Here is a 23,494-nt window from a genome sequence, read left to right as displayed (position 1 = left end):
CGGAAAATAAATTGCTAAACCCAAATCACGAAACATGAAATACTATTCTATACATGGAAACTCTCTCCACAGCCACACCTCCCCTTCTCGTTCGGGTTACGGAAGGTAAAGCCACTTTTTAGTTTCTCCTCAACAAAATCCATTTCAGTACCTAAGAGAAACATCACAGCCTTAGGATCTATTATTACCTTTATACCGTCCTTCTCCACCACATCCTCAAATTTATTTATCTCATCAGCGTACTCAATAGTATAGGATAATCCAGAACAACCACGTGAGCGTACACCAACCCTGACTCCCTCAGAAACCTTGCCACGTTTAGACAGCAGATCCTTAATACGAACCACCGCCTCATCAGAAATTGTTATTACCGGAACAGCCATAAAGCGATACTTACTTCAGATCTATATATTTAGCTGGCACCAACCCATGCCCTAACATATCTACAGCCGCTCCACAAAGCTCTAGTGGAGTATAGCCAAGCAACGGTTCATATTCTCTCTCTTCAGGTTCCATGTCTACAAACAAAGCCTCTGTATATAAAGGGCGGAATCCCTCAACACGTATACGAACCGGTCCCCTTAATTCTCCCTCTACAATCTCTTGAGTGGCTGTAGCCATTTCCACTTTTTCTATATAAGGAAAATCTCCAAGACGCTCCTTCCAAGCACTAGGTAATGTAAGATAAGCCGCTCCTGTATCTACCATTGCGCTTAAATCAATGTATTTTTCTGGATAATTGACGTTTTCTATCCGTACCTGCGTTACTATCCTACCCATATCACGCTGCGCTCTCACTTTTTATATGCTTGTTTTTATAGTCAGTGATAGCAGCTTTAATAGCGTCTTCCGCCAGTACCGAACAGTGAATTTTTACTGGTGGCAATGCCAGATGTTCAGCTATCTGTGTGTTTTTTATCTCTAACGCCTCATCCACGTTTTTACCCTTTACCCACTCAGTTACAAGCGAACTAGAGGCAATAGCTGAACCACAGCCAAAAGTCTTAAATTTAGCATCGGAAATAGTACCGGTTTCCTTGTCCACTTTGATCTGTAGCTTCATAACGTCACCACAAGCTGGCGCTCCAACTAGCCCTGTCCCTACGTCTTCGTCATCCTTAGCCATAGAGCCAACGTTACGTGGATTTTCATAGTGATCTATCACTTTCTCATTATATGCCATTTTATTCTCCAATAGTAATTTGTAGTGTGTAATTAGTACATAGTCTGTATTTTGCAATAGCTAGTACTATCTAAAAAATACCGTTTACAATTATCAGTGCCCCGCCCACTCTATCTTGCTAATATCAATTCCTTCCTGTACCATTTCCCATAGCGGACTCATCTCACGCAGTTTATCAATACTATTTTTAATCAGATTAACGGCATAATCTATTTCCTCATCAGTAGTAAATCTGCCAAAACCAAAGCGGATAGAAGTATGCGCCATTTCCTCATTAACTCCCAGAGCCTTAAGAACATACGAAGGCTCAAGAGAGGCGGAAGTACAAGCCGATCCACTAGAAACCGCTAAGTCTTTAAGTGCCATAATCATCGACTCACCTTCCACATAAGCAAAACTTATATTAAGATTTCCTAGCCATCTATGCGTACGATCACCATTAAGATAAACATCTTTAACACCATCTAATATCTCACCGGAAAATTTATCAAATAAACGACGTACATGTTCAGCGTCTTTACCCATCTCTTTTTTAGCGATCGCCGCCGCCTCTCCAAGTCCAACTACCATAGGTGTTGGAAGTGTACCGGAGCGAAATCCTCTTTCTTGACCACCACCAGAAAAAATCGGCTCAAGCCGCACACGTGGACGACGGCGAATATAGAGCGCGCCAACGCCTTTAGGTCCGTATATTTTGTGACCTGATATACTCATCAGATCTATATTCATGGCATTAACATCAAGAGGAATCTTGCCAAACGCTTGCGCGGCATCTGTGTGAAAAAATACACCCTTTTCACGGCATATCTTCCCGATTTCCGCTATCGGTTGGATTACTCCTATTTCATTATTAACCGCCATCACCGACACTAAAACGGTATCTTCTTTTATAGCGGCTTTTAACCTCTCAATATCTATAAGCCCATTTTCCTGAACTGGCAGATAGGTAACCTCAAAACCCTCACGTTCAAGATGACGGCAGGAATCAAGCACACATTTATGCTCAGTGGTCACTGTTATTATATGTTTTTTCTTATCCCCATAAAAATGGGCTATACCCTTAAGAGCGATATTGTTTGACTCAGTCGCCCCAGAGGTAAATATTATTTCTTTAGCGCCCGCGCCAATTAATTCCGCGATCTGCTCACGAGCTAACTCACAAGCGGACTCAGTTTCCCAACCATAAGAATGACTACGTGAATGCGGATTGCCAAACTTCTCCGTAAAATAAGGCATCATTTTTTCCAGCACACGTGGATCCATCGGCGTTGTCGCCTGATAGTCAAGGTAAATCGGTAATTTCATTTTTCTCTCATTTTTCTATAAAATTATAAGAAATATATATTTATCATACGCATATACACGCGGAAAATATACTATTTTCTTAAGCAATCAAGGACTATAAGACCAATCTAATATACCTTACTAATTTAGTCAACTATTATAATATGGCACAAAAATTATAAAGTGCCGTATTTTATAATATTTCTTGCAACTTGGCTAGCTGGCTCTATCATCCGGTTATGAAAAAAGCTTATAATATAATACGGCATAAACATAATATATTGGTAGTTGGAGCCGGTGGAGCTGGCCTTAGGGCAGCGCTTGCCGCTAGCAAAAGTGAATTATCTGTAGCTTGCATATCAAAAGTACCGCCTAGTAGAAGTCATACGGTTGCCGCTCAAGGCGGCATAAACGCCGCTTTAGGTAATAGGGGGCAGGACGACTGGAAATGGCATATGTATGATACGGTAAGAGGCTCTGATTGGCTGGGAGATCAGGACGCTATCGCTGTGATGTGTAAGAACGCTCCAGATGCTATTATGGAGCTTGAGAATATGGGAATGCCGTTTACTCGTGATGAAAACGGTAGAATATATCAACGAGCTTATGGTGGTCAAAAAACCGAATTTGGTAAAGGGGAACTCGCTTATAGGGCGTGTGCGGTAGCGGATAGAACAGGTCATTCTCTTTTACACACGCTATATTCTCAATCATTAAAACAAAATGTACAGTTTTTTATTGAGTATATGGTACTTGATTTACTGTTTGATGAACAGAAAAACTGTTTGGGCTTACTGGCTTGGGAAATGGAAAACGGCAATATTCATGTTTTCCAAGCCGATACTACTATTTTAGCCACAGGAGGATTTGGACAAGTTTATGCAGCCACCACGTCATCAAGTATATGTACCGGTGATGGTAGCGCCATGACACTTAGGGCTGGACTTCCTTTACAAGACATGGAATTCATACAATTCCATCCAACCAGCCTCTATAATAGTGGAATACTTATAACTGAAGGCGCGAGAGGAGAAGGAGCTTATATAACAAACAATAAAGGTGAGCGCTTCATGGAAAAATACGCTCCCGAGTATAAAGAGCTAGCCTCAAGAGATGTAATATCAAGAGCTATGATACAGGAAATTCTAAACGGGAATGGATGTGGTGATAAAAAAGACTATCTACATCTAAGATTAGAGCATTTAAGTGATGAATTAATTGATAATAAACTGCCATCAATAAAAAAAATTGTAAGCACTTTCGCGCGACTTGATATAAAAAAGGATCCTGTGCCCATAGTACCAGCTGTGCATTATACTATGGGAGGGATACCAACAGACTCATACGGGAGGGTAACGGATGAGTTTGGCAATATTGTAAATGGACTTATGGCAATCGGGGAGACGGCTTGCACTTCCGTACATGGCGCTAATAGGCTTGGCTGTAATGCATTATTAGAATTAGTAGTATTCGGCAGAATAGCCGGTGAGGAAGCCGTAAAAATCAATAAGAACAGCTTAGACAATAAAATCGCCAGTCATATTATAGAAAAATCTATAGCTCGTTTTGATAGTTTAAGAAATAGTAATGGAAATACACAAGCAAATAAAATTAAAAAAGAGTTACAACAAACGATGCAGGAACATGGTAACATCTTTCGTAGCCATAAGCTGTTGATGGAGGGGATTAATAAGATTAATAATCTATGGCGGATAACTAGTAATGACCTTATGGTAAGAGATAAATCCATGATCTGGAATAACGAACTTATGGAAGCGATAGAGACTGATAATCTTTTGTATCTAGCTATGGCGACTCTTAATTCGGCGCTAAATCGTAAAGAAAGTAGAGGAGCTCATTTCCGTGATGATTACCCAGATCGTAAAGATGAGCACTGGCTTACTCACAGCATAATATATGTACGAGAAAACGGAGAAAGTAATTTTTCAACTAAAAAAATTCGTGATAATAATCCTTTAAGCATAACCGAACCTGATAACTACTTCCCACCAGAAAAACGACAATACTAGTAAATTTCTATATAGCTAACCATACTATAACTTAATTTATTCAAAAAATGTGCAATTTTATTTACTTTTTATTTATTAATAATGAGTACCATCTATATTACTATTACATTTAATTAATTCTTAAGAAGGAAAGAATATGGCACGTACTGATTCTTTTAAGGAACAACATAAAGATATGTTAGAGCTAGTAAAACAAATAACTCAGAAGCTAGATCCTTCTACCCTTGCTGATAATGCTGTTGAAGTAAGAAGCATACTATCAGCACTCGCTGGTAAACTTCTTATACATTTGACTATGGAGGATAAGAACCTTTATCCGGTGATGCTGGAAAGTAATAACGACGAAGCTAAAAAGACCGCGCAAAGTTTTATGGATGAAATGGGAACTTTAGCCGCTACTTTTAAGGCGTATACTCAAAAATGGCCGTCTCCTAAAGAAATACAGGATAATCCTTCGGGTTTTTGTGATGAGACAAAAGCTCTATTCCAAGCTATGGGACAAAGGATAGGAAAGGAAGAAAGCACTCTATATCCGCTAGCTGACAAGATATAGCCCGATAGACTAAGTTTTATAAGCTAATACAAGACTTAGTGGTTTGCTATAACTAATAGGAATAAGTTAGGGGCGGTGCTGCCTACATGGCTATGCCACCTCCTCTATCATTTCCGTTATTTATTTTATGAGGAAGTATATTGGAAGTGCTTTTAGTAGCACTAATTGCTAAGTTAGCTATGGAATTTATTGTTCTGTCTATAAGTGATTCATTTTCTTTCATTAGTTTCGCTGAATTATGCGCGGATTCCACGGCGTTTTCCATAAACCCAACTGAACCATATTTGTCAGGAACAAAGTTACCGGATATGGCTATACCGTTCTTTGCCATATGTTCTATTGTGGAGTTTATTACTGAAGCTTTTGTGGACTGACCAACACTAGGGGACGGATAGCATGGTCGTGTGGTATCGGGAGCACCAAACACCATTTCTTTAGGCATAGATTTACCATCAAGCTCAAATATATCGTTAGGTTTTTTACCAAGAGCCGCCGCGTATTTAGTCATCAATAACTTAGTAAGATTTTCTTGTCCCATATCATTTAATTCTTTGCCACCAACAAGAAAAGTAACAACATTTTCTTGCCCATCCCATGCCTGCCATTTGTCACCAAATATATTAATTTTAGGCAAATCGGCACCATCTTTAGTTTTTATAAATATCTTAGAACTATGGGTAGTTTGTAATTCACTCAGAAATTGCTTAGTTTTAGAGTTCATACCAACTTCCTCAAGTCCACTTATTTTAGCTAAAGCGTGAGCGGGCACAGCAAGTGATACTCTGTCAAATTCTGTATTCAGATTATCAGTATTTTCTCCTGATAGTTTAAGATTGAATTTATTATTATCATTTTTAGCGAGAGCTTCTAATTTCGTACCAGTGTGAAACTCCGCGCCATTTTCTGCCAAGTGCTGCCTCATCGCCTCTATTAATTTATGAGTTCCGCCTGCGACCCGCCAACCAGCATCACTTTTAAGAAGACTATCATATTCTGTACTAGATTCCTTTAACATTTGTAGGGCTGATACATTTTTAGGGTCTTGTCCGAATTCAGAGGCGAACGCACCAGAAACCATCTTTAATATCTCTGGACTCACCCCTTCTTTACCACTAGCTTTTAATTCCTTATTAAGTGAGTGTAAATATTCCGGCATTGATTGCAAATCTAATTCTATGGCCTTATCAGTTGGCTGCCCTTTACTATCCGCTAGCTTTTTCTGATCTCTTATCATTAATTCTTTTAACGGTTCTATCGCTTTATGAAATTCTTCACCTTTTATTAAAGTTCCATCAGAGCGCTGAAAATTTTCTGCTTGCATGTCCTCAGCTTTAACTAGCTTTACGTTAAGCTGTTTCGCTAGTTCCATTACCCTAGAATCACTATCTATAAATTCCGCACCCAGATTTATTTCATGACCGGCAAGAGCGCCACCTTCTATTTTCCCACCGTGTCTTACGGTTTCCTCAAAAATAGTTACTTTATACCCTTGTTTTTGCAATTCCATAGCGGACATTAAACCGCCGATACCGCCACCAATAACCGCTACCGTTTTTTTACTTTCGTCACTCATTATAAATAACCTTTGTTCAAACTTTATATTCTCAATTATATTCCAACAGGTGATAATGCTGGCTCTTCATACTTTAATTTATCCGCGAAATTTTCTTGTGGCGTAAATTCATCACGTATATTCTTTTTAGCAATAGATGTTATACTGTCTTTCCGCTCTACCCTGTTGGTAAATTTATTTTTTGTACTACCAGTAACTGCCTCATTGATATATGAATCGCTCAACAATTCCTTATCAGCTGGAGGGTGATTCGTCTCATCTATCTCTTTTGGCATTTTAGCCTTTTTCGCGCCATTAGTAACTTTCATTATTACGGCGGTTATAACCGTAAATACAGAATCAAGGATGGCAAGCTCTGTCCAACGCCCTACTATACCTTTTGGTTTAAGTGGTTTACCACGCATAGTTTCTGAAAGCTTATTTATTTTATTAAATGAATAATCAGAAACCACCTTCTTTCCACCCTTTGCTTTTGCCTCGTATGTTATAATTTCATTATTACCGATATTATATTTTTCCGGTGGTAATATATTGTTTTTATCACGAACAAAATAATCCAGAGCAGATCCGACACCTATCACAACAGCAGTTGCTTGGATTCTTCTCCAAATCACATTACCCCAGCTTTGTTTCGGCTGCTCTTGTTCTATATAAATTTCATCATGTGTTTTTTCTGTTCCATCAGCTTTTTTTTGGTTTACTCCTAATTTTTTATTTACCCAGTGAACAATTTTACGTTTATTGTCCTCCATTATTTTTAGAGGAGCGAGCAAAAACAAGCCACCACTGGTAAATACAAACGTCTCAATCATCGTTTTACTATTATGATGAGCAACTTTAAGTGGCATTATTTTTCTCGCTACATGAGTAGCTTTATTAATCCAAACATCGAGAGTTTCACGACCCTTACCATTAAGAAAACGGTCTGCAACCGCTATAGACGAAACTAGATTCACCCAATAATTAAGGAAATTGTATGCTGTAAAATTAAATACTTTTTCCCCTTTGCTCATTTCAGGGTGTGGCTTCTTAGCCTCTTTTTCAAGGGATTTTTCCCTTGTAATTTCTTTATTTATAGAGTTTTGAGTTTTGTCTACGGCAGACGCATTTGTATCCCCACTGTTTGGGATATCGTCTTTTAATAAAGATTCTCTTTGTTTTTCAGTCATTTGTTAAAAAATTCTTAAAATATGGCGTAGAATATTCGCCTGTTAGTTAACTATAACAGCCAGTATACTATAAAATAAACGGATATTTTATGAAGCTTTTATGAAGGTAGTGTTTATTATATTACTAAAATATAACAATAATAATTATATGTTGTCTCATGATATTTTCCGTAGAGAAACAAGGAATTGAGCAAATGATTACTCCAGTAGTTTACTAGACCTAATGAATGTGCTTCTTGTTTCTTGAATCCTAGAGCATAGCCCTAATGGGTTATAACACCTGATTTATCATCATTTCCGGTAATGACAGTTCCATTATTGGACTCTTTAAGCTTAGGATCTGTCCATTCCACTGCTTCAGTAGTGGCGGTAAGCGCCTCTTTTAACACCTCATCAACGGTAGAAACTGGTATAATATCAAGACCTTTTTTAACATTTTCTGGGATTTCCTCAAGATCTTTAACATTCTCCTGTGGTATAAGAACAGTGGTAATACCTCCCCTAAGAGCCGCTAGTAACTTTTCCTTAAGACCACCAATAGCCAGAACCCTTCCTCTTAAGGTAACCTCTCCGGTCATCGCCACATTTTTCTTTACAGGAATACCGGTCAGAACTGATACAATAGCAGTTGTCATAGCTATACCGGCTGAAGGACCATCTTTAGGGGTAGCGCCCTCTGGCACATGGACATGGATGTCAGTAGTCTGAAATACCGGTGGAATTATACCAAAACTAAGCGAACGAGAACGCACGTAAGAAATCGCCGCTTGTACCGATTCTTGCATAACATCGCCAAGTTTTCCTGTTGTGGAGTTCTTTCCTTTACCCGGCATAGTTACAGCTTCTATGAGCAACAAATCACCACCAACCTCAGTCCAGGCAAGACCAGTTACTACCCCAACCATATCCTCTTTTTCAGCTTCACCATATGAATATTTGCGTACTCCAGCAAATTTATTAAGGTTTGAGGCTGTTACTTTTATAGATTTTTTATCTTCCAATAGGATATTTTTGACTGCTTTTCTGGTCATATTAGAAATTTCTCTTTCTAAATTACGTACCCCTGACTCTCTGGTATAATACCTAATAGTCTCACGTAAAGCCTCATCAGAAATTGACCACTCTCCCCTTTTTATACCATGCGATTTTATAGTTTTAGGGATTAAATATCGTTTAGCTATGTTGAGCTTCTCATCCTCAGTATAGCCAGAAATCTTTATTATCTCAAGACGGTCTAGCAATGGGCGCGGCATATTGTACGAATTGGCAGTCGCCACAAACATCACATCAGATAAATCATAATCAAGTTCAAGATAATGGTCATTGAAAGATTTATTCTGTTCAGGATCAAGAACCTCAAGCAGAGCGGAAGCTGGATCACCACGAAAATCGGAGCCAAGCTTATCTATTTCATCCAACAAGAAGAGTGGATTACTTGATTTCGCTTTTTTCATTGATTGAATTATCTTGCCGGGCATAGAGCCGATATAGGTACGTCTGTGTCCTCTTATCTCAGCCTCATCACGAACTCCGCCTAGTGAGATACGCACAAAATTGCGACCAGTAGCGCGAGCTATAGATTTCGCGAGTGAGGTTTTACCGACACCAGGAGGTCCTACCAAACATAATACCTGACCTTTTACCTGTTTCATGCGCTGCTGAACTGCTAGATATTCCAACGTACGTTCTTTTACCTTCTCAAGACCATAATGGTCGGTATCCAGAACATCTTGCGCGTTTTTTAGATCACTTATTATACGAGTAGGCTTTTTCCAAGGGATAGAGATAATCCAGTCAATATAATTCCTAATTACTGAAGCTTCCGCTGACATAGCGCTCATAGAGCGTAGTTTTTTCAACTCACCGAGAGCTTTTTCTTTACCTTCTTTAGAAATTTTAAGTTTTTTTACCTTCTCTTCCAGCTCACCGATTTCATCTTTCCCATCCTCACCCTCACCAAGCTCTTTTTGAATAGCCTTCATTTGCTCATTCAGATAATACTCTCGTTGGGTTTTTTCCATCTGCCTCTTAACCCGTGAACGAATACGCCTTTCAGTATTAAGAACAGATATTTCACTCTCCATAAGAGAAAAAATATGCTCAAGACGCTCAGTTACTGTAAGCATCTCAAGTATTTTTTGTTTCTCGTTTATGTCAACCGACATATGAGCGGCAATCGTATCGGCAAGCAAACTAGGATCTGTTATTTTGCTTACGGTACCTATAGTTTCTGGCTGAATTTTTTTATTTAGTTTAACATATTGCTCAAACTGTCCGATTACGGTGCGGAACATGGCATCTGTTTCCTCAACGTTACCTGGGTTTTCATTAATTGTTTCCGCGACAACCTGAAAATAATCACTATCCGTTAGAAACTCTTTTATTCTAGCCCGCCTTACTCCCTCAACCAAGACTTTAACAGTTCCATCAGGCAATCTTAATAATTGCAAAATATTACCTATAGTTCCTACATGATATATATCATTTTTACTTGGCTCGTCTATAGTACCACTTTTTTGGGTTACTAGCAGTATTTTCCCGTTATTCTTAACTACTTCCTCCAAAGCGCGCACTGATTTCTCACGTCCAACGAAAAGAGGAACTACCATAGAAGGAAACACCACTATATCGCGAAGGGGAAGAATTGGAAAAGTGTCAGAAGAGATTTTGTCCTGCATGATAACCCGAATAAATTAATTGAAAGAACAACTATACTAAAGCGGTGTTTTACCTATAAAGCCACCTAATGACTAGCAAATAACTGATATAAATATAGTGTAAGCACAAGGAATTTACCAGAGGCAAATAATAAATAATCCGCTGTTAACATCAACTAATTGAAATAAAAAAGAAAAGCAAATAAAATATTTTTATATTTTTTTCTTGTTTATTATCTTTTCTCTAATTAATATCCGACCCTCGCAGGTTGTTACGTGCAGCTTGCGCCTGCTGTTATTTCCTATAATAATGTTGTTATACAGCAAGTTAATCACTATTGCGGATGTGGCGAAATTGGTAGACGCACTAGATTTAGGTTCTAGCGCCGAGAGGCGTGGGGGTTCAAGTCCCTCCATCCGCACCATATATATATCATGGTATTTAGTCCTGAGCATAAACCATATATTATTATCAACAGCTATTCGTGTAGATGATTGAGTATGGAAGAATTAATGCAGTCCCAATCAATGTATTTAGCGTCTATGATAGGCAGTATAGCGTTTGCTATTTCTGGATTTCTTGTAGGCACAAAAAATAAACTGGACTGGATAGGATTATTTATGCTGTCATTTTTAACAGCAAATGGCGGAGGCATTATCAGAGATATGCTTGTAAATCGTATGCCGTTAGCGCTATCTAGTGATGAACCATTTTTGATTGTTTTCGCGGTAACAATTTTAGGAACTATATTTAGGTTAAATCGTTATTCCCACGTTGAAAATAACTGGTTATTTGTTGTGTGTGACGCTGTTGGATTAGTCGCATTCGCAATTACAGGAGCATTGGTAGCTTCCGTAATAGGCGCTCCATTTTTTGGTTATATAATGTTAGCTTTTCTTACGGCGACAGGAGGGGCTATACTGCGTGACATCTTGGTAAACAATATCCCAGAAGTTCTTCATAGCGGATTTTACGGGAGTATCGCTATATTAGTAGCGGCTTCTATTTATTTTTTGGATAAAATTAAAGTTATTACTCCAGTTGATTTACTAGCGATCGCCATAATAGGTCTATTATTAAGGGTGTTAGCCTATCGTTACCGTTGGAGACTTCCTAAATTGTAAGATATTTTTAATATGCTTGGTATATTTACTTAATCTTGTGGATATTATTTATATAGTTAGACCAAAATGTCTCAAGCTGTGAAAGTGAATTATTAAGAGCCGATAATTCAACAGGATTGGTCTCTTTTGATAATTCATCAACATTGCGTTGGTATAGCATATCTACCTTCTCACAGAGGCTCATAGCCTTATCTGATAATTTCACACGTATTGAACGTTTATCATGAGGCGCTCTTTCCTGTATAAGATAGCCATTCTCAACTAATTTCTTTACATTATAAGAAACATTAGAGCCAAGATAGTAGCCACGATTAGTAAGCTCACCTATAGTAAGTTGCTCACCATTTATGTTATATAGGATAAGGGTCTGGACGTTATTAACATCGTCTATTTTAAGCCTGTCTAACTCAGCTTTCACGACATCAAGAAACCGTCTATGCAAACGCTCAATTAACAATATTGATTCTGTATATATATCTTTCAACGAACTTCTCCATAAAAGAATTATTCTTATTAATTTTAATAATATTAAATTAAAAATGTTAATATTTAGTTTATCTTATCCACTTGTTTTTTAATATTTTATTAAGTATATCTAAATAATTAATAGACAAGAAATAGCAAATGCCTACATATACAGGCTTAACCAAGTAATATTTTAGATAAGAAATACATGCTTTTTATAAATAACCTTACTTTCCGTATAGCCGGACGTATGTTGCTTGATAATGTTTCTATAAGCATTCCCGCCGGTCACCGCGTAGGTCTTGTGGGTCCAAATGGTACGGGAAAATCAACATTGTTTAAGTTAATATCTGGTGAATATCAGGCTGATTCCGGCGATATAACAATGATAAAAGGCACAAGTCTTGGTATGGTACGTCAGGATTTGCCGGAAGATGATACCTCTGTTATAGATGTACTGCTTGCTACTGATACTGAAAGGGCAGAGTTGCTCGCGGAAGCCGAGCATTGCGTTGATCCTGATAGGATAGGCTATATCTATACCCGTCTTGAGGAAATAAGTGCTTATGACGCTCCGTCAAGAGCGGCAACCATTCTAGCTGGCTTAGGATTTGATGATGAAGCGCAGAACTCTCCTATTTCCGATTTTTCTGGAGGTTGGAGGATGCGTGTTGCCTTAGCTTCCGTGTTATTTCGTAAGCCGAATCTGCTGCTTCTTGATGAGCCTACTAACCATTTAGACTTTGAGGCAATGGTATGGCTGGAAAACCACCTTATGAAATTCACCGAAACTCTGGTTATTATTAGCCATGATCGTGATATTTTGAACAAAACGGTTACTCACATCGCGCATTTAGAAAACAAGAAGTTAAACCTGTATACAGGAACTTATGATGAGTTTGAACGCAAACGAGCGGAACAATTACTAGGTCAGCAGGCATTGCATGAAAAGCAAATGGCACAGAAAGCTCATATGCAAAAATTTATTGACCGATTCAAGGCAAAGGCAAGTAAAGCCCGCCAAGCACAGAGTCGTCTTAAGGCCATCGCGAAAATGGATATTGTCGACGCGGTTATGGCAGACAGGGTAACCGCTTTTGAATTCCCAGAACCAGATGAACAAAAATCACCAATGATTGTTTTAGAAAATGTTGAAGCAGGTTATGAAGCGGGGAAACCAATACTTAAAAAATTAAATTTGCGGATTGACTCTGACGATCGTATCGCCTTGCTAGGAGCGAACGGAAATGGTAAATCAACATTAATGAAGCTGCTTGCTGAACGTTTGTCGCCTCTTGGCGGAGAAATTCATAAATCTAGCAAATTACGGGTTGGCTATTTCGCTCAATTCCAGACTGATGAGTTAGATGTTACCTTAACTCCGTTTGAGGTGATGAGAGACGCGATGAAAGGAGTGGCCGAATCAAAAATACGTGCCGCGCTTAGTAAGTTTGGTTTTGATAAACACAAAGCTGATACGATAGTCGGTGACTTATCAGGCGGTGAGAAAGCGAGATTACTTTTTTGCCTGATGAGTTTTGACGCGCCGCATATCATGTTACTTGATGAGCCTACCAACCACCTAGATATTGACGCACGCGAGGCTTTAACTCAGGCGTTAAATAATTACAAGGGAGCGGTGATTTTAGTTAGCCATGACCCGCACTTGGTGGACGCTGTGGTTGAAAGGCTATGGTTGGTGGCTGATGGCACTTGTAAACCATATAATGACGATCTTGAAGGATACCGTAAACTGGTGGTTAATCAAAGACGTAAGGAACGTGAAGAGACAAAAAAAGAAAATAAGAAAAAGAAAGCTGGGTAGCGTATTTGCTTAACAAATACGCTTGACCAGTGCATATGTGACGATATATATAGTCGTTTCCTATAAATTTTTGAATAAAAATTAGCTGTATAGCTATTATGGCCGAGTAGCAAAGTGGTAATGCACGGGACTGCAAATCCTGTATTCGGGAGTTCGATTCTCCCCTCGGCCTCCATAATTATTTCTTTATTTTCGTATCTTTACATTTATTAATTAGAATTTCTGTTAATATTTTACCGATAATGTAAAAATATTATTGGTGTTTTCACAAAAAGCGCTATATTCTCACTGAAAATTTGAAATTCGTAATCCTTGAAGAGGTTAAAGTGAGAAATAATTTACTTTCTGTATTTGCTAGTTTTTTTATTATATTTAGTATCTTCTTAGCAACTATTACGACATCAAAGAACGCTAGCGCATTTAATAATTTTTATCTGGAAATAGGCAAATACGGCAGCATTGAGGAAGTAGAAAATAATTGGGATGATTTGTCATCTAAATATAAATCAAAGCTAGGAAACCTTAGTCTATATCCAAAAACGGTGGTCACACGTAGCGGTGATAGGATGAATGTTATTCAGGCTGGCTCTATCGGAAGCAAGACTCAAGCGCAAGATATATGTAATTTTTTGTTTAGCAAAGGTATCTCCTGCTTTGTAATATCAGGAGTCACGGAAACACCACCAAATGTCTCGGTTAATATCGCTGAAGTGGAAACATCCGAAGGTTACAAATTGTTATTCCCTTGGCAGAATGATCGTTATAACTCAACCATAGAGATTGAGGCAAATGTTGACATAGCTGAGGCGATGCCTGTTCCACTGAGTGGAACCGCTGAGAATATAGAGTCTGATGACGTGGTAATAATAAATTCTGGAACAAAGAAATCATTTAGGAATGGCTCCGCTTTTGTTGGCAATAGGGATACTAGTAGGGTCAGGAAAATATTCCCCGCTAAATTTTCCTCCGAAGAAGCTGGGATCCTTAACATACAGAATCTTATTAGTAAGAATGAAGGTAGGAATTTATGGAGATACGCTAGAAGCAGATATAGTCAGGAAACTTCTGGTCTTCGCGCTAGTGTAAGAACTCCGCTTAATAGACATGGGAAAAGTGGTATACAGGTCAATATATGGACATTTAGGAATGGGATAGCCGCTTTTGAATTCTGTAATAACATAATAATGAAATTCAATACAGGTTTGAAATGCTCCTATAATATAGGGTTTTCTTCACTTGACGTTGCTTCCGAACATTCAAAAGAATATGAATCTAGGCGCAAAGAAATTAATAGACGGCTACCAAAAGCTGAAAGTAAATTACAAAAAAGAAAAAATGTCCCTTTTAGGGCTATAAGAAGAACCACGAGTTTTTGGGTTCAGTTAGTTATAGCGGACAGCAAAGCGGAAGCAAAACGCCGCTGGGCGGAGATAAAAAAAGAAAACGCGTATATGATGAAAAATCTTTCAGCTAGGCTTATTTCTTCTTCAACCTTACACGCTAAATACACCGTTAGGGTAGGTCCTTTGAATGATGAAAGAGAGGCTGGCGGTTTATGTGGAAAATTACAACGTAAAGCGATAGACTGCCTTGTAGTTGTCTCTAAAAGATAATACAAAGTACGATTGTTTAGTTACTTTCTACCAATCTGCTGATCTATCATAGATCTCAGTGGGGAGTCTTTATCAAGAGATTTGTATAAGTCCTTCATCTCTTTCATAGCTTCTTTCGCTTCTCCTGATTGTATTTTATAAATCGCTGAAAAATATCTCGCTTGCTCATTTTTTGGTTGTAACATTAAAACTATATCAATGCTTTTTTTAGCGTGTTCACTTACTTTACCATCATTTCCGATAATAAGCGAATAAACATAGGACATTATAATATCAGGATTGCCATTAGATATTAAAACAGCCTGTTTATAGGAATTTGATGCTGCCACGAATTGTCCTGTTTCCATAAAATCATCACCAAGCTCTAGCCAAGCTTTAATATTTTTTGGATTGTTTTTTATCAGTGATGAATTAGTGACAATGCGGGATTTAATTTGCCTTATATTCTCATTACGCTTTGCAAGTAAATTAATTACCTCAGGAGAACCGAATTTATTATAGAATAAGAAGCCGCTAAAAAAGAATATTAGTGAAATTATAAAAATAAAAATTGTTTTATGATTTTTTGTAATATTGTTATTTTTGATAACAGGAATGGTTATCATCAAAAGACACATAACTATTAAAGCAACAAGTATTAAATATATATTCATAGCTGAACGATAAAAAAGTAAATAAATTATAGTATTTTATGAATTCACTGTAACTAGTATGACAAAATTAAAAAATACTATGTTTATCATTAGTTAGTTTCATATTACGAAAATATAAGTAAATCATAACGCCACCAAACAGTAAAGCAATGACAGGAGCTAACCATAACAAAAATGTTTGTGTATTAAATGGTGGTTTCATCAAAATAACATCACCGTATCTTCCCGCTAAATCTTTCTTTATTTGTTCCTCTGTCATGCCATAATCAATCTTACTTCTGATAAATATTCTCATATCCTTCGCTACATCAGCGTTAGAATCCGCTATGGTCTCCCCCTGACAAACCATACAGCGTATTTGCTTGAATATCTCTCTTGCCTGTTTTTCTTTCTCAACATCTTTTAGAGGACTGTCAATAGTAAGAGATAGCGCGGCATGTGAACATAAGACGCATACAAAAAATATAGTTAATAATCTAAATATACTACACAACTTATCTATTTCTTATCTTGTAATTTACGAATTAGCGGCAACATTACATCGTTTAGCACTTCATCTGTTATCACAGATTTATAATGAAGAACTATTCTACCGCTACCATCAAGCACGAATGTTTCAGGTACTCCGGTAAGAAACATAGGTACAGTCGTTTTACCATTAATATCAGTTCCTATAAGCTGAAAAGGATTACCATTTTTTTTTAGGTAATTAAAGGTATCTTCTGGACGATCTTTCCAAGCGATGCCATATACATAAACTTCCTTTGCTAGCTTCATTATATTATCATGTTCTAAAGCACATGGCTTACACCATGAAGCGAACACATTTACTACTGTTACTCTCCTATTTTTTTCAAATATCTTTGGAGTAAATTTTTTATCTGACGCTAGAGATGATATTTCAAAATTATCAAATTTTTTTCCAGTACTAGCTCTATTAATACTATCTATTACCTCGCTGTTAAATAATCCTAGCGCTAAGAATATAGTAAGAACAAACATTATTAATAAAGGAACGGTACGCAGCATAATTAGATAAATATAATTAATTAATGTTTAAGTCCGGCAAAATACTCGCGTATTCTATCCATTTGCAAATTAAGAGCAGTCAATTTATCATTGTCATCCGCTAACTGTTTAGCTCTTCTGTGATAGATAGCAGTCGCATCCTCCAAAGTAGCGTTAGCACCAAGACCAAACTCTTTCAAACATTCATCTATAGCTATATTATTATCACTATATATTGATTCAGGAGCACGATCTGCCTCAAAACCAGCCATTAACTTAGAAAGACTACCTACTCCCCATTTAACCATGTTATTCCACTGCCTAAATAACAAATGAATAGCGTAAATATTATGTTCCAGCCTCTGCCAGCGATCGCAGGTTATTATATATCCTCGTTCATAATGTTTTACATGAAGACATACTCCGGTACGTTTACCAACTTTTTTACGCAAGCGCTCAACATGAGGCTGTTCAACATCACAATATAAAACGACTTGAGCGATACCTGATTTTTCTATTTCCTCATTAAGAAATTCAATCGTCTCACTAACAGTTAAATCAGTAGAAAAATCACTATCGCTACTCTGATTCACTGGTTTAGTAACTGGTATTGATTCCGGCCAACTAAGTGGCGCTTTATAATATATCATCTATAATTTCCATCATGGCTTATAATATGTTTTATGCTAATTCATATTTATAAATAACTAATTAATCAATAAAAGATTTCTATTATATATGAGACATATCTTTATGTTAATAGCGTTTGCCAAACTTTATTGAGTATATAGAAAATATACCAGAAACAGCCATCATGATAAATCCGAGCCATACGCAATATATCATTGGTTGATAATATATTCTAATAGCGGTTCTACCATCTTGCGCGCTTTCTCCGGCGGCTACGTATAAATCACCCAGAATGCTATAATAGATATCAACCTCGCTAGTGCCGCTACCTCTGGTTTTATATATACGATATTCAGGATTGAGTGAAACCACTTCTTTATTATTTGCGGCTTCTTTCAATATTAATTTAAGTCTTTTCGCGGAATAGTTACTTCCTTCTATATTTTTATCACTCACATAAGAAATATCATATCCAAATATTTTCATGACATCTCCTGTTTTTGCCATATACTCTCCCTCTTCTTTCCATACCATTCCAGAAGTAATGCCAAAAAGAATAAAAGCAGCTCCTACGTGACCAGTAAATACAGAGTATCTGCCTTTCCTGCCCTGTGATTTAGCTAACCAACTAATACTTCCTACAACCAGCCAAGAAGTAAGAGCGAATCCACAAACAGCTACTATAGAAAGGGGATAAAATAATAATAAAATAATTATAGTGGCTATCAACACACTCACAGTCGCTGGGCGCATGGAATAAACAACTTGTTTTAAGTTCGCTTTTTTCCACGCAAAGAATGGCGTAATGGCCGCGAATAATAAGGAAATTCCCATAATCGGAATGAAAGTAATATTAAAAAATGGCGCGCCGACACTTACTTTGCTCGCACCCACAACTTCCGCGAACATAGGGTATAAAGTACCGAATAATACAGTAGCGCAAGCTGATAATATAAATAAATTATTTATCAGTATCATTCCTTCTCGTGACAGCGGATTCATCACACCAGAACTTGCTATTTTATTACCACGAATACTATATAAAAGCAGCGCGCCAAACACTGCCGCGAACATATATATTAGGATAAAAATCCCCCTTTGCGGATCGCTAGCGAAGCTATGTACGGAAGTTATAGCACCAGAACGCACTAAGAAAGTACCAAGTAAGCTCAAAGCAAAAGTTATAATAGATAATATTATTACCCAACTGCCTAGCATATCACGTTTTTTAAGAACTATGTTAGAATGGAAAAGAGCTGTCCCAGCGAGCCATGGCAGGAGAGAGGCATTTTCTACCGGATCCCAGAACCACCAACCACCCCAACCAAGTTCACGGTATGCCCACCAGCCACCAAGCCCAATGCCAGCAGTCAAGAACGACCATGACACCATTATCCATATGTGTGCTATCTCCGCCCATTTTCTACCAGCCATGCCGACAATAAGAGCGGCAGCGGCAAGAGAAAACACTACGGAAAAGCCAACATAGCCGACGTATAAGAGCGGTGGATGCATAGCAAGACCTATATCCTGCAATAAAGGATTTAGATCCCGACCATCGGCTGTTGGCGGAAAAACTCGCGCGAACGGATTGGATGTATATAAAATAAAAATAAGGAATCCAGCACATAAAAGTGACTGAATACTAGAAGCGTATAATTTCAGCTCTGTCCGCTCATTAATTAATAATGCTCCAAACATAGCAAGTACAAAGACCCAAAGCAACATTGACCCCTCGTGATTTCCCCAAGTACCGACTATCTTATATAAAATAGGTAGTGACAGGTTGGAATGCTCAACAACGTTAAGCACACTAAAATCAGAATTAAGTCGCAGTATAATCAAAATAAAAAGAGAGGATGATATAAATAACGCCTGTAGCCAACCAGATATAGGCATAACAGTCGCGGTTGTTTCCTTTAAGATTTTAGACGGAAGCAAATACAAGCTTTGTAAAAGTGAAAATATAAGCGCCATTACCAGACAAATAACTCCCAGTTCAGCTAGCACTTCTGTTACTCACCTTTCCACTGACCAGATTTTTTAAGAGCGTCAACCACCTCTTTTGGCATATACTGTTCATCATGTTTGGCAAGAATTCTACTGGCGACAAACATTTTATCTATTGTCTGTTCACCATTTTCTGTATCAAGCATTTTTCCCTCAGCTATACATCCCTGCCCCTCACGAAATAAATTAGGTAGTACGCCTTTATAGGTTACGGATACATCTTCTTTACCATCAGTTATGATAAATGTAACTCTATCATCAATTTTTTCTAAGCTTCCAACTTTTACTATTCCACCAACACGGATAGTTTTATCAGTTGAGATGATAGATGATTTTTCCCTAATATCGGAAGGACTATAGAAAAACACCAGATTATCCTGAAAAGCATTCATCACCAGCAATACACCAGCACAAAGAAATGTCAGGCTAAAACTTATAAATAATAAACGCTGATGCTTTGGTTTCATGACCCTACATTATTAAAAGTTTTTCTTAGCTTCATTATTTTGTAAATCATCAAGAGTTTTTTGTGATTTACGCAAAGAACGCAGGGTAACAACAAATATAAATAATATAATTACAGCCGCAACCAAGTAGGAAGACCAAATATAACCTCCATACTCTCCCATTTCTAACGCTTTTAACAGATTTTCCATGAACAGTATTTATATCTAATTTGTATCTAATCTATATATTAGATAAGAACTTCATAAGCAAAAACTATTTTAGAAAATATAGTCTAAAGTCCAGTTCTTTGATCCAGCTTTAATATATCTATAATCTTAAATAAGATATTCATTTCTCGCAATATATCATTTATATCGTCAACAAAAGTCGCTGGCTCGTATATTGAGGATGTCTCAAAATAATTTTTGCTAGTTGGTATAGAAAGCAGTAATTTATTACTATAAAAACTACATTGTATATTCTTACTGTTCATCGCTTGGGATAATTCCAGCAATCTTTCCATAAAGCTGGTAGTAAGCAGATAGCGCGCTTCTACTTGATCGGTTGAATACACCTCAAATTTCTTTTCAAATACCGGATCTTCAAGACGCACCCTATCCATATCAGCAGTTTTATTTATCAACCAATTACCAACCGCTCCGTAATCATGCTTCACTACAGTTTTACCAGAGAAATTCTTGTTCATTGATAGCAAGACATATATTCCTCTGAATACAATATGAGAGCTATTATGACTTTTTCTGACGTTTTTTAATATAGCCTCACTAATCTCAAGGCTAACCCCTTTATAACTTCCCTTAACATAATCTTCGGTATGTTCTTCCGCATAATTGGGGATTATTCCTGATTCTTTAAGTATCTCTATAGAAAGCAATCCATTATAGTCATATCTATAATCATCACCAAAAAAGGAGAATATGTGAGGGAAAATTTTTCCTTTAACCGATTTTTTATATTTTGCTACCGGTGCGTAACACCATATAGCGAGAATCGCTATAAGAAAAAAACTCCGTTAGATGATAATTCCTTACTATCATCAGTAAAGCTAGAAAACAATAAAACCACCCCGAGGCAAACAATAAGTAATAATGCCGCTAAAATGACTATAAATGATCGGCTACGAAATTTATTTAACGTAACCACTCTTCGTTTTTCAAAATCTATAACATGAGGATGGATATATTGTTCATAATGTTGAGAAAAAGGCTTCTTCGCATTTTCTGGGTCAACAAAGGAAAATTTTGTATTTATTTTATTAATATTTTTTCTTAATAAAAGATCACGAAAATTCTTATAGTCAAAAAAATCCTTCATATTAAATGTTGGACTATGGCTATGGATAGCGTTATTAGACCCTATTATATTCTCTAAGATATTTAATCCTAAGCTCATATCTAACTATTCCATTACTTCAAAAAATCATCAACACTAACTGGCTGTTTAGCAGCCTCATCAGCTTCATAAAAAGGCATTTCACTAACGCCAGCCATATTAGCTATAATATTTCCAGGAAATATCTGGATAGAATTATTAAGAGAGGTAACAGCGGAATTGTAAAAACGGCGAGCGGCGGCTATTTGCGCCTCTACCTCATTATAAGCTTGCATGGCTTGTAACATAGTTTGATCTGATTTTAGATCTGGATAAGCCTCAACCGCGACCATGAGTTTACCCATTTTCCCAGATAGCTGCTCGGCTATAGCCAAACGCTCGTTCACGGCAGAATGATTATTTTTATCATAATCTTTTTCAGCCTTCGTGCGCAGCTCGGTAATCTCATTTAGCAAAGTTTTCTCATGATCCATGAATTTTTGAGCTATTTTTAATATATTAGGTATAATATTCAGGCGATTTTTTAATTGTACATCAATACCAGAAAGAGCTTCTTTCGCCTGATTGCGCTTAGATATGATGCTAGATACCAGAAATAAAATATAGCCGCTAATACACCGATAATGATTAAACCTGTCATTTGTTGTTTCCTCCTCTAGTTGCTTTTATTATTTTAATTACATATTTTGTTATAAACCTATTATAAACCGCTCTTATACATACTCCTATACATAAGATAATGGTCAGCGAGAACACAGGCAAGCATCGCCTCCGCTACTGGAACCGCGCGTATTCCAACACATGGATCATGGCGACCTTTGGTACGGATGGTAGTGTTATTGCCATCAATATCAACCGTATCAACCTCATTTAATATTGAGCTGGTTGGCTTTACCACAAAGCGAACCACTATAGGCTGACCACTAGAAATACCACCTAATATCCCTCCAGCGTGATTTGAGGAAAATACTATATTGCCGTCCTGATTATACATAGAGTCAGCGTTACCTTCTCCACTTAAAGCGCTACTAGCGAAGCCGTCACCGATCTCAACACCTTTTACAGCGTTTATGCTCATCATTGCCGCCGCTATATCAGCGTCTAATTTTTTATATACTGGCGCGCCAAGCCCGACAGGAACACCTTCGGCAATCACCTCTATAACAGCGCCAACTGAAGAGCCATTTTTTCTAATATCATCCAACCTATCAGCCCAGCGAGATGCGGCTTGAGCATCTGGACACCAGAATGGATTATTATCTATTTCTTTATAGTTAGTTAACTGACTATCTATTTTATCATCTCCCATCTGCACCATATACGCTTTGATGGATATATCATTTCCAAGTATTTTTCTGGCGATAGCACCGGCAGCAACTCGCATCGCGGTTTCTCTAGCGGAAGAACGCCCTCCTCCTCTATAATCACGTATTCCATATTTTTTTAAGTAAGTGTAATCAGAGTGTCCAGGGCGAAATTTATCCTTTATTTCTGAATAATCTTTTGATTTTTGGTCTTCATTTTCAATTAATAAAGATATTGGTGTACCCGTTGTTTTTCCCTCAAACACACCAGATAATATCTGGACTGCATCACTTTCTTTACGCTGCGTAGTATAACGCGACTGAGCAGGCTTACGCTTATCAAGATAATGCTGTATATCAGTCTCACATAAATCAATTAAAGAAGGAACACCATCCACGACACAGCCTATCGCCTTGCCGTGACTTTCCCCCCAACTTGTAAAACGAAACAAATGCCCAAATGTGTTAAATGTCATTTTTAAGATGCCTGTATGTTGTAATTATATTAATTTTCCTCATCCCCGTGAAAATCTACCGATTTTCACATAGGATACAGCTTCGCTGGCTGATGGCTCGCACGACCTACTGGTCGTACTTCTTATTCCTTAATTT

24 protein-coding genes and 2 tRNA genes are annotated in these 23,494 nt (G+C 37.5%); 7 read left to right on the top strand and 19 right to left on the bottom strand.

What is annotated here, in order from left to right:
* Positions 1-47: 47 nt before the first annotated feature.
* From R3D71_04725 to R3D71_04710, 4 genes are all read right to left on the bottom strand, one after another.
* Positions 48-383, bottom strand: a complete 336-nt coding sequence (locus R3D71_04725; protein ID MEZ5690952.1) for an iron-sulfur cluster assembly accessory protein — start codon at positions 381-383, stop codon at positions 48-50.
* 10 nt (positions 384-393) lie between these two features.
* Positions 394-798, bottom strand: a complete 405-nt coding sequence (locus R3D71_04720) for a hypothetical protein (GenBank protein ID MEZ5690951.1) — start codon at positions 796-798, stop codon at positions 394-396.
* Positions 782-1,183, bottom strand: coding sequence for a Fe-S cluster assembly scaffold IscU (gene iscU, locus R3D71_04715; protein ID MEZ5690950.1), 402 nt, complete (start codon positions 1,181-1,183; stop codon positions 782-784). The genes R3D71_04720 and iscU overlap by 17 nt, the downstream gene beginning before the upstream one ends.
* A gap of 93 nt (positions 1,184-1,276) precedes the next feature.
* Complete coding sequence (locus tag R3D71_04710) at positions 1,277-2,488, bottom strand: IscS subfamily cysteine desulfurase (protein MEZ5690949.1); 1,212 nt, start codon at positions 2,486-2,488, stop codon at positions 1,277-1,279.
* Positions 2,489-2,706: 218 nt separating this feature from the next.
* On the opposite strand from R3D71_04710, the gene sdhA reads away from it, so the two are divergent.
* A complete protein-coding gene (gene sdhA / locus R3D71_04705; protein ID MEZ5690948.1) occupies positions 2,707-4,497 on the top strand; it encodes a succinate dehydrogenase flavoprotein subunit in 1,791 nt (596 codons plus the stop codon).
* A 136-nt stretch (positions 4,498-4,633) separates the two neighbouring features.
* Complete coding sequence (locus R3D71_04700; GenBank protein ID MEZ5690947.1) at positions 4,634-5,050, top strand: hemerythrin domain-containing protein; 417 nt, start codon at positions 4,634-4,636, stop codon at positions 5,048-5,050.
* An 82-nt stretch (positions 5,051-5,132) separates the two neighbouring features.
* Here R3D71_04700 and R3D71_04695 read toward each other — a convergent pair whose 3' ends face one another.
* The 3 genes from R3D71_04695 to lon form a co-directional block, all read right to left on the bottom strand.
* A complete protein-coding gene (locus tag R3D71_04695) occupies positions 5,133-6,623 on the bottom strand; it encodes an FAD-dependent oxidoreductase (protein ID MEZ5690946.1) in 1,491 nt (496 codons plus the stop codon).
* Between the two features lie 35 nt (positions 6,624-6,658).
* On the bottom strand, positions 6,659-7,792 hold the full coding sequence (locus R3D71_04690) for a hypothetical protein (GenBank protein ID MEZ5690945.1): 1,134 nt from the start codon (positions 7,790-7,792) through the stop codon (positions 6,659-6,661).
* A 263-nt stretch (positions 7,793-8,055) separates the two neighbouring features.
* Positions 8,056-10,470: an endopeptidase La gene (gene lon / locus R3D71_04685; GenBank protein ID MEZ5690944.1), complete on the bottom strand. Its 2,415-nt coding sequence runs from the start codon at positions 10,468-10,470 to the stop codon at positions 8,056-8,058.
* 319 nt (positions 10,471-10,789) lie between these two features.
* Here lon and R3D71_04680 point away from each other — a divergent pair.
* Together R3D71_04680 and R3D71_04675 are read left to right on the top strand one after the other, a co-directional pair.
* Positions 10,790-10,874: transfer RNA gene (locus R3D71_04680), tRNA-Leu, on the top strand.
* Positions 10,875-10,962: 88 nt separating this feature from the next.
* On the top strand, positions 10,963-11,574 hold the full coding sequence (locus R3D71_04675) for a trimeric intracellular cation channel family protein (GenBank protein ID MEZ5690943.1): 612 nt from the start codon (positions 10,963-10,965) through the stop codon (positions 11,572-11,574).
* A gap of 25 nt (positions 11,575-11,599) precedes the next feature.
* Here the strand turns inward: R3D71_04675 and R3D71_04670 are convergent, their stop codons facing one another.
* Positions 11,600-12,058: a MarR family transcriptional regulator gene (locus tag R3D71_04670; protein ID MEZ5690942.1), complete on the bottom strand. Its 459-nt coding sequence runs from the start codon at positions 12,056-12,058 to the stop codon at positions 11,600-11,602.
* Positions 12,059-12,247: 189 nt separating this feature from the next.
* Between R3D71_04670 and R3D71_04665 the strand changes: the two genes are divergently transcribed.
* The 3 genes from R3D71_04665 (at position 12,248) to R3D71_04655 (ending at position 15,477) form a co-directional block, all read left to right on the top strand.
* Complete coding sequence (locus tag R3D71_04665) at positions 12,248-13,864, top strand: ABC-F family ATP-binding cassette domain-containing protein (GenBank protein ID MEZ5690941.1); 1,617 nt, start codon at positions 12,248-12,250, stop codon at positions 13,862-13,864.
* A gap of 100 nt (positions 13,865-13,964) precedes the next feature.
* Positions 13,965-14,039 (top strand) — tRNA-Cys (locus tag R3D71_04660).
* Positions 14,040-14,190: 151 nt separating this feature from the next.
* Positions 14,191-15,477 (top strand): SPOR domain-containing protein, encoded by a 1,287-nt coding sequence (locus R3D71_04655; GenBank protein ID MEZ5690940.1) that lies wholly within the window; start codon positions 14,191-14,193, stop codon positions 15,475-15,477.
* Positions 15,478-15,497: 20 nt separating this feature from the next.
* Here R3D71_04655 and R3D71_04650 read toward each other — a convergent pair whose 3' ends face one another.
* The 11 genes from R3D71_04650 to aroC all read right to left on the bottom strand — a co-directional run bounded on the left by R3D71_04650 (position 15,498) and on the right by aroC (position 23,358).
* The gene (locus R3D71_04650) at positions 15,498-16,082 is read right to left on the bottom strand and encodes a hypothetical protein (protein ID MEZ5690939.1); all 585 of its coding nucleotides are present in this window, start codon (positions 16,080-16,082) and stop codon (positions 15,498-15,500) included.
* A gap of 115 nt (positions 16,083-16,197) precedes the next feature.
* The gene (locus R3D71_04645) at positions 16,198-16,623 is read right to left on the bottom strand and encodes a cytochrome c-type biogenesis protein (GenBank protein MEZ5690938.1); all 426 of its coding nucleotides are present in this window, start codon (positions 16,621-16,623) and stop codon (positions 16,198-16,200) included.
* A 5-nt stretch (positions 16,624-16,628) separates the two neighbouring features.
* Positions 16,629-17,159, bottom strand: a complete 531-nt coding sequence (locus R3D71_04640; GenBank protein ID MEZ5690937.1) for a hypothetical protein — start codon at positions 17,157-17,159, stop codon at positions 16,629-16,631.
* A 20-nt stretch (positions 17,160-17,179) separates the two neighbouring features.
* Positions 17,180-17,788 (bottom strand): hypothetical protein, encoded by a 609-nt coding sequence (locus R3D71_04635; GenBank protein ID MEZ5690936.1) that lies wholly within the window; start codon positions 17,786-17,788, stop codon positions 17,180-17,182.
* 106 nt (positions 17,789-17,894) lie between these two features.
* A complete protein-coding gene (locus R3D71_04630; GenBank protein MEZ5690935.1) occupies positions 17,895-19,745 on the bottom strand; it encodes a heme lyase CcmF/NrfE family subunit in 1,851 nt (616 codons plus the stop codon).
* A 38-nt stretch (positions 19,746-19,783) separates the two neighbouring features.
* Positions 19,784-20,245 carry a cytochrome c maturation protein CcmE gene (gene ccmE, locus R3D71_04625; protein ID MEZ5690934.1) on the bottom strand — a complete coding sequence of 154 codons (462 nt, stop codon included), beginning with the start codon at positions 20,243-20,245 and terminating at the stop codon, positions 19,784-19,786.
* Positions 20,246-20,257: 12 nt separating this feature from the next.
* Positions 20,258-20,434 carry a heme exporter protein CcmD gene (gene ccmD / locus R3D71_04620; GenBank protein ID MEZ5690933.1) on the bottom strand — a complete coding sequence of 59 codons (177 nt, stop codon included), beginning with the start codon at positions 20,432-20,434 and terminating at the stop codon, positions 20,258-20,260.
* A gap of 83 nt (positions 20,435-20,517) precedes the next feature.
* The gene (locus R3D71_04615; GenBank protein ID MEZ5690932.1) at positions 20,518-21,120 is read right to left on the bottom strand and encodes a DUF3137 domain-containing protein; all 603 of its coding nucleotides are present in this window, start codon (positions 21,118-21,120) and stop codon (positions 20,518-20,520) included.
* Positions 21,121-21,239: 119 nt separating this feature from the next.
* Positions 21,240-21,638, bottom strand: coding sequence for a hypothetical protein (locus R3D71_04610; protein ID MEZ5690931.1), 399 nt, complete (start codon positions 21,636-21,638; stop codon positions 21,240-21,242).
* Positions 21,639-21,652: 14 nt separating this feature from the next.
* On the bottom strand, positions 21,653-22,117 hold the full coding sequence (locus R3D71_04605) for a LemA family protein (protein ID MEZ5690930.1): 465 nt from the start codon (positions 22,115-22,117) through the stop codon (positions 21,653-21,655).
* A 161-nt stretch (positions 22,118-22,278) separates the two neighbouring features.
* The gene (aroC, locus tag R3D71_04600; protein MEZ5690929.1) at positions 22,279-23,358 is read right to left on the bottom strand and encodes a chorismate synthase; all 1,080 of its coding nucleotides are present in this window, start codon (positions 23,356-23,358) and stop codon (positions 22,279-22,281) included.
* Between the last annotated feature and the right edge of the window lie 136 nt (positions 23,359-23,494).

The organism is Rickettsiales bacterium (assembly GCA_041396965.1).
GTDB lineage: Bacteria > Pseudomonadota > Alphaproteobacteria > Rickettsiales > SXRF01 > SXRF01.
This window is presented reverse-complemented; position numbering and strand designations above follow the sequence as displayed.